The organism is Phenylobacterium sp. T106 (genome assembly GCF_057219735.1).
Window position 1 is genome coordinate 1 of the sequence record NZ_JBXVWA010000001.1, and the last position, 14,999, is coordinate 14,999.

The 14,999-nt window shown below is 71.9% G+C and carries 11 protein-coding genes and 1 tRNA gene; 7 read left to right on the top strand and 5 right to left on the bottom strand.

Annotation, left to right across the window (positions count from 1 at the left end; all coding sequences use genetic code 11):
• The first annotated feature begins 280 nt into the window (after positions 1 to 280).
• Both AC2D8W_RS00005 and AC2D8W_RS00010 read left to right on the top strand, forming a co-directional pair.
• Complete coding sequence (locus AC2D8W_RS00005; RefSeq protein WP_484669800.1) at positions 281 to 1,222, top strand: ornithine cyclodeaminase family protein; 942 nt, start codon at positions 281 to 283, stop codon at positions 1,220 to 1,222.
• A complete protein-coding gene (locus tag AC2D8W_RS00010; protein WP_484669801.1) occupies positions 1,222 to 2,928 on the top strand; it encodes a M61 metallopeptidase family protein in 1,707 nt (568 codons plus the stop codon). The genes AC2D8W_RS00005 and AC2D8W_RS00010 overlap by 1 nt, the downstream gene beginning before the upstream one ends.
• A gap of 24 nt (positions 2,929 to 2,952) precedes the next feature.
• Here the strand turns inward: AC2D8W_RS00010 and AC2D8W_RS00015 are convergent, their stop codons facing one another.
• Positions 2,953 to 4,407 carry a S10 family serine carboxypeptidase-like protein gene (locus AC2D8W_RS00015; protein ID WP_484669802.1) on the bottom strand — a complete coding sequence of 485 codons (1,455 nt, stop codon included), beginning with the start codon at positions 4,405 to 4,407 and terminating at the stop codon, positions 2,953 to 2,955.
• 1 nt (position 4,408) lies between these two features.
• The gene (locus AC2D8W_RS00020; RefSeq protein WP_484669803.1) at positions 4,409 to 5,896 is read right to left on the bottom strand and encodes a S10 family peptidase; all 1,488 of its coding nucleotides are present in this window, start codon (positions 5,894 to 5,896) and stop codon (positions 4,409 to 4,411) included.
• 219 nt (positions 5,897 to 6,115) lie between these two features.
• Between AC2D8W_RS00020 and AC2D8W_RS00025 the strand changes: the two genes are divergently transcribed.
• The 3 genes from AC2D8W_RS00025 to AC2D8W_RS00035 are packed head-to-tail and all read left to right on the top strand — an operon-like array spanning position 6,116 to position 11,164.
• Positions 6,116 to 8,143 carry an amidohydrolase family protein gene (locus AC2D8W_RS00025; protein ID WP_484669804.1) on the top strand — a complete coding sequence of 676 codons (2,028 nt, stop codon included), beginning with the start codon at positions 6,116 to 6,118 and terminating at the stop codon, positions 8,141 to 8,143.
• Positions 8,140 to 9,846: a M61 metallopeptidase family protein gene (locus AC2D8W_RS00030; protein WP_484669805.1), complete on the top strand. Its 1,707-nt coding sequence runs from the start codon at positions 8,140 to 8,142 to the stop codon at positions 9,844 to 9,846. The genes AC2D8W_RS00025 and AC2D8W_RS00030 overlap by 4 nt, the downstream gene beginning before the upstream one ends.
• Positions 9,847 to 9,853: 7 nt before the next feature.
• Positions 9,854 to 11,164 carry an APC family permease gene (locus AC2D8W_RS00035; RefSeq protein WP_484669806.1) on the top strand — a complete coding sequence of 437 codons (1,311 nt, stop codon included), beginning with the start codon at positions 9,854 to 9,856 and terminating at the stop codon, positions 11,162 to 11,164.
• Positions 11,165 to 11,514: 350 nt separating this feature from the next.
• On the opposite strand, the gene AC2D8W_RS00040 is transcribed toward AC2D8W_RS00035, so the two are convergent.
• A tRNA-Pro gene (locus AC2D8W_RS00040) sits at positions 11,515 to 11,591 on the bottom strand.
• A 67-nt stretch (positions 11,592 to 11,658) separates the two neighbouring features.
• On the opposite strand from AC2D8W_RS00040, the gene AC2D8W_RS00045 reads away from it, so the two are divergent.
• Positions 11,659 to 12,321: a TonB family protein gene (locus AC2D8W_RS00045; RefSeq protein ID WP_484669807.1), complete on the top strand. Its 663-nt coding sequence runs from the start codon at positions 11,659 to 11,661 to the stop codon at positions 12,319 to 12,321.
• 21 nt (positions 12,322 to 12,342) lie between these two features.
• Here AC2D8W_RS00045 and AC2D8W_RS00050 read toward each other — a convergent pair whose 3' ends face one another.
• On the bottom strand, positions 12,343 to 13,269 hold the full coding sequence (locus AC2D8W_RS00050; protein WP_484669808.1) for an MBL fold metallo-hydrolase: 927 nt from the start codon (positions 13,267 to 13,269) through the stop codon (positions 12,343 to 12,345).
• A gap of 31 nt (positions 13,270 to 13,300) precedes the next feature.
• Positions 13,301 to 13,498 (bottom strand): DUF2842 domain-containing protein, encoded by a 198-nt coding sequence (locus tag AC2D8W_RS00055; protein WP_484669809.1) that lies wholly within the window; start codon positions 13,496 to 13,498, stop codon positions 13,301 to 13,303.
• Between the two features lie 86 nt (positions 13,499 to 13,584).
• Here AC2D8W_RS00055 and AC2D8W_RS00060 point away from each other — a divergent pair, with 86 nt between their 5' ends.
• A complete protein-coding gene (locus AC2D8W_RS00060) occupies positions 13,585 to 14,616 on the top strand; it encodes a COX15/CtaA family protein (protein WP_484669810.1) in 1,032 nt (343 codons plus the stop codon).
• Positions 14,617 to 14,999 lie beyond the last annotated feature (383 nt).

The following is a 14,999-nucleotide window of genomic DNA, read 5'->3' on the forward strand; positions in this document are numbered from 1 at the left end:
GCGGCTCGATCTTCGCCCACTGCTCGTCGCTGAACCAGAATTCGTTGCTCATGATCCACCTCCGCAGAGCTTGAATCACGATTTGGCAAACACCATCAACAAGCTGATCGAGTTTTCACCCTAGAACGTCGCGGTCCAGGATATCGGACCGCGCCTCCGCCGCGGCGGCCGCCAGAGGGCCGCCGCGGCCCCCACATCCGGCTCTTGCCGGTCGGCCGCGCCGGCCCGACGCTGCGCGCGGCGCGGGTCCCCGCGCCGAGGTCCAGGCACGGAGGAGCGCTTGCGCATCATCGATCGGGACGAGGTGGCCCGGAAGCTCACCTACGAGCTCTGCATCCCGCTCGTCCGGGAGGCGATGATCGCCTTCTCGAAGGGCGTCACGCGCCAGCACCTCCGCTCGATCCTGCCGCTGGGGCCGAAGGGGGTGTTCGGGATCATGCCGGGCGCGCTGGGCGAGGGCGCGATGTTCGGCGCCAAGCTGATCAGCGTCTACCCGGGCAACTTCGCCAAGGGCGTCCAGTCGCACCAGGGCGTGGTGGTGCTGTTCGACGGCGAGAGCGGCGCGCCGGTCTGCGTGGCGCACGCCGGCGAGATCACGGCGATCCGGACGGCGGCGGCGAGCGCCGTGGCGACGGACGCGCTGGCCCGGCCCGAGGCGGCCGCGATGGCGATCCTGGGCTACGGCGAGCAGGCGACGACGCACGCGCGCGCGATCGCGAAGGTGCGCCGGCTGTCGAAGATCGCCGTGTGGGGCCGCGACGCCGGGCGGGCGACGGCCTTCGCGGCCAGGATGGGGGCGGAACTGGGCCTTCCGGTCGCCGCGGCCGACAGCGTCGAAGCCGCCGTGGCGGACGCCGACATCATCACGGCGGTGACCAATGCGCGCGAACCGATCCTGCGCGGCGCCTGGGTGGCGCCGGGCGCGCACGTGAACCTGGTGGGCTCCAGCGGTCCCGGGCCGACGGAGGTCGACCACGACCTGGTGGTCCGTTCGCGCTTCATTGCCGACAGCCGCGAGGGCGTTCTCGCCCAGGGGGCCGAGTTCCTCTACGCCAAGGCCGCGGGCCTGGTGGGCGACGATCACGTGGTAGGCGAGATCGGCCAGGTGCTGGCGGGCGACCTGCCGGGACGCCAGTCCGCCGACCAGATCACGGTCTACAAGTCGCTGGGTCACGTGGTGCAGGACCTCGCGGCCGCCAAGGCGCTCTACGAGGCGGGCTGATGCGCGGGTTCTGCCTCGTGTTGTCGATGGCGCTGGCCGTGGCGCTCGGCCCTGCGCCTGCGGCCGCAGCCGCGGAGCCGGAGCTTCGGGTCGTGCTGAAGCCCGGGGGGATCGACGCGGCGGCCGGCCGGGCGTTCGTCGAGGTGAGCCTGACCATTCCCGACGTCGACGTTCCGGCGGGCGCGCCGCTGCTGACGCTGCCCCTGGTGATCGCGAACACCGACACCGTGGCGGCGACCCTGACGGAGCTGAAGGTCACGGACGCCGCGAGCGAGGTCCCGCTGAGCGTGAAGGACGACCCCGTCGCGATCGCCTACTCGCGCCGCTGGGTGGCCGGGCGGGCGGTGAAGGGGGACGTGACCGTGACCTACCGGGCGCCGGTGGACAACACGCCGCCCCGGAAGGGCTCGGGACCGCCGTACGGCCTGCGGACCGAAGGCGGCGGCGTCTCGGGCGTGGGCAACACCTTCATTCTGCTGCCCGAGGGCGGAACGGCCTATCGGGTGGCGCTGTCCTGGGACCTGAGCCGGATGCCGGCCGGCTCGACCGCGATGTCGAGCCTGGGCGACGGCGACGTCACGCTGCCCGCCGGGCCGGCGGAGCGGCTCCACCGCACCCTGTTCATGGCCGGACCCATGCGGCGCGCGCCGGCGAAGGTGACGGCGACCGGCTTCTCCGCCGCCTGGCTGGGCGACCCGCCGTTCGACCCGCGGCCGCTGATGGAATGGGCGTCGCGCCTGCACGGCTGGATGAGCGGCTTCTTCCAGGACCCGGAGACCCCGCCCTACCGGGTCGTCCTGCGCTACAACCCCATAAACGCCGGCGGCGGCGCGGCGCTGACCAACTCGTTCCTGCTGACCTGGGGCGAGACGGCCAAGGACCCCGAGGCGCTGAAGGGGACCCTGGCGCACGAGATGATCCACACCTGGACCGCCTCGGGCCTTGGCGGCCAGTGGTACGGCGAGGGGATCGCGGTGCACTACCAGGCGCTGTTGCCGATGCGCGCCGGCATGCTGACGCCCGCGCAGTACCTGGACGACATCAACGACACGGCCCGGCGCTACTATACCAATGCGCTGAACGACACGCCGGACGCCGAGATCGCCGCGCGGTTCTGGGAGGACACCCGGATCCGTACGCTGCCGTACGACCGGGGCGCGATGTACTTCGCCGTGCTGGACGGGAAGATCCGGCGGGCCAGCCAGGGCCGGCGATCGCTGGACGACCTGATCCGCGAGATGGTCCGGCGACGCCGCGCGGGCGAGACCGTGCCCGAGAGCGGCTGGGTCGAGCTGCTGGCGCGGGAGCTGGGCGAGGAGGGACGCCGCGTGCACGCGGACATGCTGGCGGGCCGGCTTATGCTGCCCGAGAGCGGCGACTTCGGTCCCTGCTTCAGCCGCACGACGGGCAGGTTCCGGCGCTTCGACCTGGGCTTCCACCCCCGCTCGCTGGTGGGGGACGTGAAGACCATCCGGGGCCTGGTCCCGGGCTCGGAAGCCGCCAGGGCCGGACTTCAGGACGGCGACGTCGTCACCTACTCGGTCGCCATGGACAGCGTGCAGGGCGACCAGGCGCGGATGCTGACGCTGCGCGTGACCCGCGCGGGCCGGACATTCCCGGTGACCTACCTGCCGCGCGGCGAGACCGTGGACGCCTGGCAATGGACGCGGGTCCCGGGCGTGCCCGACGCCAGATGCGCGACCTGAGACGGCGCTAGTGGCGCCGATGGATCAGCGCAGGGTCCCGCTCACCAGGGCGCGGATGTCGCGGCTGAAGCGCGCGCGGGTTTCGGCGTCGCGGTACATCATGTGACCGCCGGGATAGCAGCGGAACGTCATGGCGGCCTTCAGGGGCGCGGGGAGGTGACGCGCGATCTCGGCGTCGCCGGCGCAGTTCGCGAGGCTGTCGTACAGGCCCGAGGCCACGAGCACCCTGAGCCTCGGATTCAGCGCCACGGCCTCGGCCGTGCCGGGCAGGGGCGGGCCGAGCTTCGGCGGGCCGGCCCCCGTGCGGACGGCCTCTGCGAAGGCCTTCTCGCGCGCCTCGGAGGTGACCGGGCCGGTGGCGTAGTCCCAGCGCGCGCCGACGCCGGGCGGGGGCTTGCCGTCCGGGCCAGGCGGCTCGGCCTCGAGGCCCACGTACGGCAGGTCGGTGCGATTCCCGAGGTCGCCGCGCAGGTAGCGCAGGATGGCGTCCGCGGCGCGGTCGGACGGCTCGTCGACGCGGCGCATGTCGAAGACGTTCAGCGGCCTGTCGCCGCCGAGCGCGGTGCGGAACTGCCGCGGCGTCAGCATGAGGGTGCGGCGATCGACCTGGTCCGCCGGCACGCCGGTGAGGCGCGCCAACCCCGCCGCGATGTGCTCGCGCTCGTCGGGGTCCAGCTGCTCGCGCCGGGCCAGCGCCGGCCCGTAGGTGTCGCGGGCCCACCGCGCGGCGGCGCGGCGGACGGCGTCGGGCGTGCGTCCGACGTCCGGGGCAAGCCGGCCGTGATGGAAGGCGGTCACCGCGTATCCCACGACCCTCAGGTGGTCGATCGGCGGGTCGGCGGCGCCGCGGGCGAGCCCGGTTCCGCCGGAGATCAGCCCCAGGCCGTCGACCCGGACACCCCGCGCCAGCAGGGCCTGGCCGACGTTGGCGGCGCGGCCTGCGCCCCAGCTCTCGCCGATCAGGTAGAGCGGGTTGGCCTCGGCGGCGTGCTGCGCGCGCCAGGCGCGGACGAACTCGGTCACCGACGCCACGTCGCCCAAGGTGCCGTAGAACCCCTGGGCGTACTCGGGGCGGGCCGCGCGGCTGAAGCCCGTGCCGATGGGATCGACGAAGACCAGATCGGCGTGGGTCAGCCAGGTGTCGGCGTTGTCGACGAGGCGGCCGACTTCGCCCCGCTTCGGGCCGGCGACCTCGAAGTGCAGCGTGGCCGAGTTGGCGCCGGGGCCGCCGTTCCAGACGAAGGCGAGGGGGCGGGGCTTCGACGAGGGGACCCGGTAGGCGATGTAGAACATCCAGCCCCTGGTCTCGCCCGTCCCCGGGTCGCGGATGGCGATGCGGCCGGTCTCGGCCGTGTAGGCCAGCGGCCGCCCGGCGATGGTGATGGCGTGGCGCGTGACCACAGGGGCCTCGGCCGCTGGCTGGGCGACGGCGGTCGCGGCGGCGGTCGCCAGGACCGCGGCGGCGAGCAGGGCCCTCACCTCAGAGCGCCTGGGGCGCGAACCGCCCGCCGGTGATCCAGCTGCGGATGTCGCCGGTGAACGCCTTCAACGACGGCTCGTGCGTGTAGGCCATGTGGCCGCCCACGTACTGGCGCTGGATCACGCGTTCGCGCGGCCAGTCGCTCTTGGTCACGAGGTAGCGGGCCGGGCCGACCGTGGTCGTCAGGTCGTAGATGCCGGTGCCGATCATGAGCCGGAACTTCGGATCGGCCGCGAAGGCGGGGCCGATGCGCGCCTGGTAGTCGTAGTCCAGGAAGGGGCCGCCCGGCCCCAGCGTGCCGTTCCAGGCCCAGCCGCTCGTCTCCGGCGCCTGGGCCCGGTAGTCCGAAGCCGGCCGGGCGACGCCGAGGTCCCGGTAGTGCGCCAGCATGGCCGGCTCGACCGCGGCGGTCACCGGGCCGAAGGGGTCGGCCGCGCGCTGCCCGGCCGGCGCGGGACCCACGTAGCGGGCGTCGTACATGCCCAGCACCTGGCCGGGGAGAAGCTCGCGCAGGAAGGCGATCTTGGTGATCTGGAGATCGTTCCGCAGGTAGTAGTCGGCGCTGACGCCGGTCATCGCCTGAAGCTTCGCGGCGACCTCGCGGCGCCTGGCGGCGGGCAGGTCGTGGCCCTGCAGGAGGGCCTGCAGGTATTCGCTCATGCCCCAGGCGTAGGCGGCGTCCACCACGGCGCCCATGGACCGGCCTTTCCAGGCCGGGGCCCGGCCGTGGTAGGCGGCGACGGCGGCCAGCGCCGTGAGATTGGTGGCGTAGGCCAGGGCGTTCTTCGCGCGCTGGCTGGTCTCGATCATGTTGACGGCCTGGCCGAAGAGGAAGACGCCGGAGAGCGGCATCACCTTGGCCAGCTGGCCGGCCATGAGGGCCGCGCGAAGGGTGCCATAGCTCTCGCCCAGCACGAACTTCGGCGAAGCCTCGCGGCCGTTCGCCCGGATCCAGTCCGCCACGAAGTCGGAGACCGACTGGGCGTCGCCCTCGACCGAGTACACGCGCGACCGGTCGCCGCCGGGCAGCAGGCGCGAGAAGCCGGTCTCGGCCGGGTCGACGAACACCAGGTCGGCCACGTCGAGCACCGTCTCCGTGTTGTCGACGAGGCCGCCGGCGGAGGGGACCTTGGGATCCTGGGAGACCACGAGCCGTCGGGGGCCCAGAGCCATCATGTGCAGGGTGGCGGACGAGCTGGACGGGCCGCCGTTGAAGGCGAACAGCACCGGACGGGTGGCGGGGTCGGCGCCGGCCTTCACATAGGACGTGCAGACGAAGCGCACGCCGGGCCGGCCGTCTGCGGCCGCGACGACCGTCTCTCCGACCGTGGCGGTGAAGTCGACCTTCCGTCCGTTGAAGACGCCCGAATGCGTGCTCACGAACGGGCCGCCGGCGCCCGGGAGGGTCTCGGCGGCGTTCGCCGCGCCCGCGGCCGCCACGGCGAGGCCGCCGGCGCCCAGCAGCTCGCGCTTGGTGATCCCGGCCATATCCGCCCCCTGGTTTCCGTCGCCGGGGGAAGGCTAGCCCGGGGCCGCCGGATAATCTTTTCCTTCTGGCGGCGCGGCCCAATTCCCGCGGCATAGGCTATGCCGACGGCGCTTCGGGTCCCGCATTGATCTTGTCGCCCGCGACGGCGCTCGCCAGCAGTTCGAATAGAAAATCCCGACCCCGAAGGTACGATGATGCGGTCGTGAGGGGTCGTATCCATGCCGCTTAGAACCGCCGTCGCAGCCGGCCTGGCCCTGGCCGTCGCGCTCTCGGCGCCGGCGCTCGCGGCGACCCACAGGTACGTCGTCATCGCCAACGGCGAGAAGGTGGGCCATCTGACCGCCGACGTGCAGGGGCGCACGACGCGGGTCGACTACGCGGTCTCGAACAACGGCCGCGGCCCCAAGGCCCGCGAGACGATCGAGGCGGACGCCGGGGGCCTGCCCGTAGCCTGGACCATCGAGGGCGAGAGCCTGTTCGGCAGCCCCGTGGCCGAGCGCTACGCGTGGCGCGCCGGCGAGGCCGAATGGACCAGCCAGGCGGACAAGGGCCGGGTCTCCGCGCCCCGGCCGCTGCTCTACATCGGCAACGACGTCAGCCCCTGGATGCTGGGCGTCTATGTGAAGGCGCTGCTGAAGGCTCCCGGCCGCACGCTGCCTGTGCTGCCGTCGGGACAGCTGCGGCTGAGCGAGGTGCGCCGGACCACCGTGGGCGCGGGCAAGCTGGCGGTCCCGGTCACCGTCTACGAACTGGCCGGCATCGACCTGGCCCCGGACTACATCCTGGTGGACGGAAAGGGCGAGCTGTTCGCGGTGGGCGGCCTGATCCGCGAGGGGTACGAGGCCGAGGTCCCCAAGCTGGACGCCCTGAAGCGCGAGATCAGCCTGGCGCGGGCGCAAGAGGCGCAGGCGAAGCTGGCGCATCGCTTCGGCGGGCCGGTGCGGATCCGCAACGTGCGCGTCTTCGATCCGGTGTCGATGACGTTGAGCGCCGACCTGAAGACCGTGGTGGTGTTCAAGGACCGCATCACCGGCGTGCTCGCCAACGACACGCCAGGCCCGCCGCCGAAGGGCGAGGCGGTGATCGACGGGCAGGGCGGGACGCTGATGCCCGGCCTGCACGACATGCACTCGCACACCAGCCTGTCGTCCAACCTGTTCAACCTCGCGGCCGGGGTGACCGCGACCCGCGACCAGGGCAACGACAACGAAGAGCTGCTGTCCATGCTGGACGGGCTGGCCGCCGGCCGGCTGGCGGGCCCGCGGATCGTGCGCAACGGGTTCCTGGAGGGCCGCAGCCCCTATTCGGCGCGGCTGGGGTTCGTGTCGGACACGCTGGAGGACGCGCTCGCTCGGGTCCGCTGGTACGCCGACCACGGCTACTGGCAGGTCAAGATCTACAACAGCTTCAACCCCGACTGGGTGGCCCCCGTGGCGGCCGAGGCCAAGCGGCTCGGGATGGGGGTAACGGGCCACGTGCCGGCCTTCTCGTCGCCCGACCGGGTGATCCGGGACGGCTACGACGACATCGCCCACATCAACCAGCTGATGCTGGGCTGGATCCTGGACCCCAAGGAGGACACCCGCACGCCCCTGCGGCTGACCGGCATGGCGCGCGGCAAGGACCTGGACCTGAGGTCCGAGCGCGTCCAGTCGACCGTGCGGCTGATGAAGACCCGCGGGACCGCGCTGGACACCACGGCGATGATCCTGGAGCGCCTGATGCTCTCGCGCGCGGGCCAGGTGCAGGCGGGCGACCAGCCGTACCTGGACCATGTGCCGATCGGCTACCAGCGCTACCGCAGGCGCAGCTTCGTCACGATCCGCACGCCGCAGGACGACGCCGACTACCAGGCCGGCTACCGCAAGGTGCTCGAGGTGCTGAAGATGCTGGACGACGCGGGCATCCAGCTGCTGCCGGGCACCGACGACGGCACGGGGTTCTCCAGCCTGCGGGAGATGGAGGTCTATGTCGCGGCGGGCATCCCCGCCGGCCGGGCGCTCTATTTGGGCACCCTGGGCGCCGAACGCTATTTCCGGCGCGACCACGAGGCGGGCAGCATCGAACGCGGCAAGCTGGCCGACGTGATCCTGGTGGACGGCGACCCGGTGGCGAACATCTCGGCGCTGAGGAAGACCCGCATGACGATGGTCGGCGGGGTGGCCTACTACCCGGCGGAGATCTACGAGCACCTGGCGATCCGGCCGTTCGCGTCGCCGCCGCCGGTGACGAAGGCCGCGCCGTGAGGCTCGCCGGGGCGATCCTGTCGGGGCTGGTGGCCGTCGTGCTCGGGACGGGGGCCGCGGCGGCCGAGCCCCCGAAGCGGCTGGACGTGGTGCTGACGCCGCACGCCACCGGCGGCGAGGGCAGCCATCTCGGCGTCCGGATGACCCTGGAGGCGCCGGGGCTGAAGGCCGGCGATCCGCTGGTGCGGCTGCCGATCCGGCTGGTGGGCATCCCGACGCCGCCGTGGCCGGCGGACGCCGTCCAGGCGCGCGACGACCGGGGACCGATCCCGCTGTCGCAGGCCGAAGAGCCCCCGACGCCGCAGGGGGTCTACCGCCGCTGGATCGTGGGCCGGGCGAGCGCCGGGGACGTGGTGGTGAGCTACCGCGCGCCGCCCCGACGGGTGACGGCGGCCACCAACAACGGCCCGCTGTTCGACCTGCGCGAGGAGAACGGCGGCTTCGCCGGCTCGGGCAACGGCTTCTTCGCCGCCCCGGCCGCGCCTGGACCCTGGCGGGTCCGGCTGAGCTGGGACCTGTCGGCGGCCCCCAAGGGGTCGCGCGGCGTGTGGTCGCTGGGCGAGGGGACCGTCGAGACGGTGATCCCCTCCGACGTGCTGCAGTTCAGCTACTACTACGTGGGGCCGCTGAAATCCTATCCGCCGGACCCCGGCTCGGGCTTCGACGTCTACTGGCTGTCCGAGCCGCCATTCGACCCCAACGAGCTGGGCGCCAAGCTGAAGGCCCTCTACGGCGGCATGGCGGCCTTCTTCGGCGACAGGGGCGGGAGCTACCGGGTCTTCGCGCGGCAGAATCCCTACAAGGGCACGGGCGGCACCGGCCTCGCACGGTCGTTCATGTTCGGCTACCACCTGCCGGCGAAGCCCACGGTCGACAGCCTGCAGGGGCTCCTGGCTCACGAGATGGCCCACACCTGGCCGGGGATGCAGGGCGATCACGGGGAGACCGCCTGGTACTCGGAAGGCATGGCCGAGTACTATTCGACCGTGCTGTCGTGGCGCGCGGGGGCGATCAGCACGGGACGGCTGCTGGAGACCTTCAACGAGCGCGCGACGGCCTACTATTCGAACCCCTACGTGCGCGCCTCGAGCCCCGAAGCGGCGAAGAGGTTCTGGACGGATCCCGTGGCGCAGACCGTGCCGTACGGCCGGGGCTGGCTCTACCTGCAGCAGGTGGACGCGGCGGTGCGGGAGGCCTCGGGCGGCCGGCGCAGCCTGGACGACCTCGCCAAGGCGATGCGCCGGCGCCAGGACGCCGGCGGGCCCTATGGCGTCGCGCAGTGGCTGGAGCTCGTGGGGGCCGAGATCGGGCCGGTGGCGGCCACGGCCGGATACGAACGGATGGTGCGCGGCGACCTGCTGATCCCGCCGTCCGGGCTGTATGCGCCGTGCCTCGTCGTGCAGCCGCAGGCGGTGCGGCCGTTCCAGCTGGGCTTCGCGCGGGCTTCCCTGAACGACGACCGCGTGGTGCGCGACCTGGAGCCCGGCTCGGCGGCCGACCAGGCGGGCGTGCGCAACGGCGACGTCATCGTCGAGGCGAGCGACATCAGCGAGGTGCGCAAGGACGAGACGCGGCCGCTGATCCTCACCCTGCGGCGCGGCGACGCCACGACGACCGTGAGCTACCTGCCGCGCGGCGCGCCGGCGGAGGGCTATCGCTGGTCGCGCGATCCGAACACGCCCGACAACGCCTGCCGCTTCTAGGGGACCCATGACCGACCAGCTCCGCCACGGCGTCCGCCTGATCGACCTCGTCATGCTGGGGGCAGGGACGGCCATCGGCGCCTCGATCTTCTCGGTGCTGGGACCGGCGGCGCAGGTGGGCCGCGAGGGCATCCTGGCGGCGTGCCTGCTGGCGGCGCTGCCGATGGTGCTGTTCGGGCTGGTCTACGCCTACATGGCCTCGGCCGTGCCGCGCACCGCCGCCTCCTTCGAGTGGCAACGGCAGTTCACCCACCCGCTGATCGCCTTCGGGATCGTCTGGCTGCGGATCCTGTCGAACGCCGTGGTGATGATCGTGCTGGGCACGGTGCTGGTGAACTACCTCGGCAAGGTGGCGCCCGTTCCGGGCAAGCCCGTGATGTTCGTCCTGTTCCTGGCGGTGTTCGCGCTGAACTACCTGGGCGTGGCCATAGCGGCCCGGGCGCAGACGGTGATGATGCTGCTGCTGCTTGGGGTGTTCGCCGTGTTCGTGGCCGCGGGCGCGCCCCACCTGAAGCCGCAGCTCGTCGCGGACTCGGTCGGCGTGGGCTGGGTTCCCATCGTCGCGGCGCTGCCCCTGATGATCCAGCTGTTCCTGGGTATCGAAACCACCACCGAGGTGGGCGAGGAGGTGGCCGATCCGAAGCGGGTCGTGCCGCTGGCCCTGGGGCTCGCGCTGCTGCTGACGGTGGCCGTCTACCTCGCCATCGCGTTCACGGCGCTGTCGCTGGTGGGCGCCGAGGGGCTCGCGGCCAGCGACGCCCCGCTGCTGACGGCGGCCGAGGCGGCGCTCGGCGGCTGGGCGGCGCCGGTGATCGTGACGGCCGCCGTACTGGCGCTCGCCAAGTCGATGAACGCGGTGTTCCTGGTGTTCGCGCGGTTCCTCTACGCCATGGGCCGCGCCGGCGTGCTGCCTGCGCCGCTCGGCCGGATCCATCCGCGGTTCGGAACGCCGCACGTGGCGACGATCGTGGCCTTCGCGGCCTGCTGCCTGGGCCTATTCCTCCCGTCCAGCCTGCTGTTCCTGCTGCTGGCGGTAAACATCCCGACGATGATGAAGTACCTCGGCTCGTGCCTCGCGGCCTACAACGTGGCCCGGCGTCATCCCGAGATCCACGCGCAGGCGCGGCTGCGGTTCGGGCGGACGACCGTGCGGACGCTGTCGGTCCTGGGCATGATCGCCGCGGCGGTCATCGCGTCGGTCGGGATCACCTCCGACTGGCGGCCCTATGTGCTGCTGGCCGGCTGGCTGGCGGCTGGGCTGCTTTACTACCGCCTCCGCCGCCGTGCTCGAGGCTCCCCTAGCCTGATAAGCAGCTGAGAGGGTGCTGGCAGTCTAGCGGCAAAATGTCTCCAGTTTGGGCAGGAAGGGGCCGCCGCTGGGGGCGCCTTTGCACAAGCCGCTGTCCTTCGAGCGCCATCGCTTTCCCGCTGCCTAACTCAGCGACACCGCCTGCGCATTGCGCGGACCGGTGGGCCAGGGGAAACGTCCGCTTTTCGGGGCGAAGCCAACTTCCGCTCATGGCGCACTGTCAAATGCGAAAGTGCACGTTTGGATTCTCACATCCGCCGTTACCTGAAGCGTAAGGATCGCCGCTTACGCACAGGTCGCCCGGAGAGGGCGCGACGCCACAATCACCTGTTTCCTAAGGGTATCTCGCCGCCGGCCGCTGGTCGGAGCGACAGGATTTGAACCTGCGACCCCTTGACCCCCAGTCAAGTGCGCTACCAAGCTGCGCCACGCTCCGCTGGCCAGGCGGCGAGGCGCGTCTTCTAGCGGAAGCGCGGATGAGGGCAACGGGAAAGTTGGCGGCCTTGGCGGCGGGCGTGGCCTGCGTCGCCGGCGAGGCCGCAGCCGCCGACTGCGAACCGCCGGGATGGGTTCGAACGCCAACGGCTTCGGAGCTGGCCGAGGCCTATCCCAAGACGGCCCGCCAGACTGGCGTCGAAGGCCGCGCGACGCTCGCGTGTCGCTCCGAAGAGGACGGCCGGATGGTCGACTGCTCGGTCGTCGGCGAGACGCCGGCCGGGCATGGGTTCGGGGCGGCCGCGCTGTCGCTGGTCGGCAGCCTTCAGGGGACACGCCCGTGCCAGGGGGCGTCGAGCCTTCAGCCCGATGGCGCCCGGTTGACCATGCGCTTCGTGCTGCCACACGCCGAACCCCCGTTCCGTGAGGCAATCTACAGGCGCGACAAGGCCTTCGCCCGGCTCGGCGCGGCCGGGCCGTACTACCCTGAACGAGCCGCGCGCGTGGGCGCTACGGGCGTCGTCAACATGGACTGCCGGGTCGACGAGCGTGGACGGCTGAAGGACTGCACCGTCCTCGATGTCTCCACACCTGGCTACGGATTCGAGTTTGCGGCCGTAAGGATGGCCGAGAAGGGCTGGATGACCGCGGGACCCGAAATCCCAGGCGCGGCGCCGCCCCCGGACCGCCGGTGGAGGTTCCGCGTCATCTTCGACGGGCGGACTCGCTGAGGTTCGGGCCGTCCCGCCCGTTCACCCCGCGATCGGCCGTGCGTCGATGCCCTTGCCCAGTTCGTAGGTCGCTCCCGTGGCCCCGTAGGCGGCGGTGCGGCGGGTGAGGCCGGTGGCCTGGCGCAGGCGCAGGGTGGCCTCGATGCCGGTGCAGTGGCCCAGCAGCATGTAGCGGACGCCCGCGGCCTTCAGCTCGGCCCCCGTCCAATCCAGCCGCTCGTCGTTCAGGGCGAAGGTGTGCAGGCCGCCGATCAGCGCCAGCAACGGCTTGCCGCCGGCGATGGACCGGGCCCGGCGGACGATGTTGACCACCCCGGCGTGGCCGCATCCGGAGAGGGCCACGACGCCCTCGGCGGTGTCGAACACCATGGCCATGTCCTCGGGCACGTCGTCCTCGCCGCCGCCGGCCAGCCTCCAGCCCAGCGGATAGTTCTTCTCGCCGGTCTCACGCGGGACCGGTCCCGTCAGCCAGACGCCCGGCGCGATCTCCACGGGGCCCTTGTGCACGATGAAGGCGGCGCCGGCGGCCTCCAGGTCCGCGTGGAACCTGGGGATCGCCGGCCGGTAGCCCTGTCCGCCCGCCAGGAAGAAGCCCTCGGCCACATGCACGCGGGTCAACGCCTTGGGGTTCCGCGCCGCCAGCGCCTTGCGCAGCACCAGGAAGCCGCCGGTGTGGTCGCCGTGATGGTGGCTGAGGACGACGTCCTCCACGTCGGACAGGTCGATCTTCAGCTCGCGGGCGTTGGCGAGGACGGTCTCGGGACGCGCGCCGGTGTCGTAGAGGATCTTCCGGCCGTCCACCTCGACCAGGGCGGCGTAGCCCCATTCGCCCACCCCCTGGTCGGCCATCATGGTCGAGAGCACCGTGACCTTGAGCCGGGCCGCCTGGGCCGCCAGCGCGGGCAGGGGCGCCGAGACAAGGAGGATGAGGGCGAGCAGGAACCGCATGTGGCCTCCGGGACGAACGGCCGAGCTTAGGTCAGCCCCGGCGTTCCATCCAGCGGATCAGCGGGGCGAGCGGGACCCACCAGAGGATCCCGGCGAGGGCGTAGAAGACGAGCTGGGCGGCCCAGTGCGAGGGCAGGCGCTCGCCGACGGTGACCGCCACGATGATGTAGACGAACAGGAACGCCAGGATCGCGAGCATTCCGACGAACTTGCGCAGGCGAGGGGACATGGCCTCCACATAGAGCGCTCGCCGCGGCGGCGTAAGCCCGCTAAAGGGACGCCGCATCCGAGAAACGTCCGCTTCCCCCCGAGGCCATGATCTCCTTCCTGAGTTCCGACCGCTCCAAGCCGGTGGCCATCTGGCTGTTCGTCGTGGCGGCCCTGGTGCTGGGGATGATCGTCGTGGGCGGGGCGACCCGGCTAACGGATTCCGGCCTCTCGATCACCGAGTGGAAGCCGGTGACGGGCGCGATCCCGCCGCTGGGCGCCGACGACTGGAACGCCGAGTTCGAGCGCTACAAGCAGATCCCGCAGTACGCGCAGCTGAACGCCGGGATGAACCTCGCCGAGTTCAAGTTCATCTACTGGTGGGAGTGGTCGCACCGGTTCCTGGGCCGGCTGGTGGGCCTGGCCTTCGCCGTCCCGTTCGCGGTGTTCGCGTTCCGGCGGCAGCTGCCGCGGCGGCTGCTGGTGCGCCTGGGGGTGATCTTCCTGCTGGGCGCCGCCCAGGGGGCGATCGGGTGGTGGATGGTGGCGAGCGGGCTGTCGGAGCGCGTCTCGGTGGCGCCCGAGCGGCTGATGGTCCACCTGGGGCTCGCGTTCGCCCTGCTGGGCGCGCTGCTTTGGACCGCGTTCGACTGCTGGGCCGGGGCGGCGCGCCAGACCCTGCCCAGTCCCTGGGGCCGGCTGGCCGCGGGGCTGCTGGGCCTGATCTACCTGCAGATACTGCTGGGCGCCCTGGTGGCCGGCAACGACGCGGGCCGGGTCTACAACGACTGGCCCCTGATGAACGGCGCGCTGCTGCCGGACGACTACTGGGCCGGCGGGATCTGGGCGACGCTGGCGCACAGCCAGGGCGCGACGCAGCTGCACCACCGGCTCGTGGCCTATGTCCTGACGCTGGTCGCGGTCGCGATGGCGGTCAGCGCCTGGCGCACGCCCTACCTCGCGCGCACCTCGAAGCTGCTGGCGGCCGGCGTCGCGGGCCTGGTGGTCGTGCAGGCGGTCCTGGGGGTCGCGACCCTGATGGCGGGCGCGCCGCTGGGGCTTTCCATCGTGCACCAGCTGACCGCGGCGGCCCTGCTGGGCCTCGCCGTGGCGTTCGCCTGGCGGGTGCGGCGGGTCTAGTACGTGGGTTGTCATCCCGGTTTGCGCGGAGCGGAAGACGCCTGCGGTCGAGGGTTGGCGGCGGGGTTGGTCCTGGGTTGTCATCCCGGTTTCCGCGGAGCGGAAGACCGGGATCCATACGCGCCTGTGGTCGAGGGTGGTGCGCGGCGTTGGCGGCGGGGTTGGTCCTGAGCCGCGGAGTCTATGGGTCCCGGCTCTCCGCTTCCCTTCGGCCGGGATGACAGCGGAAAAGATGTGGTATTATATTACCGGATGCAAAATCTATAGAAAGAACAGTAGGTTAGAAGAACTCTGGCCTACCGCTCTCGGTTGACATGGGGCGGGGCATTCGGCATAAGCCGCGCCTCACTGTCGGGGGCGCAGTCCAGCGGTCCCGCGCAAGG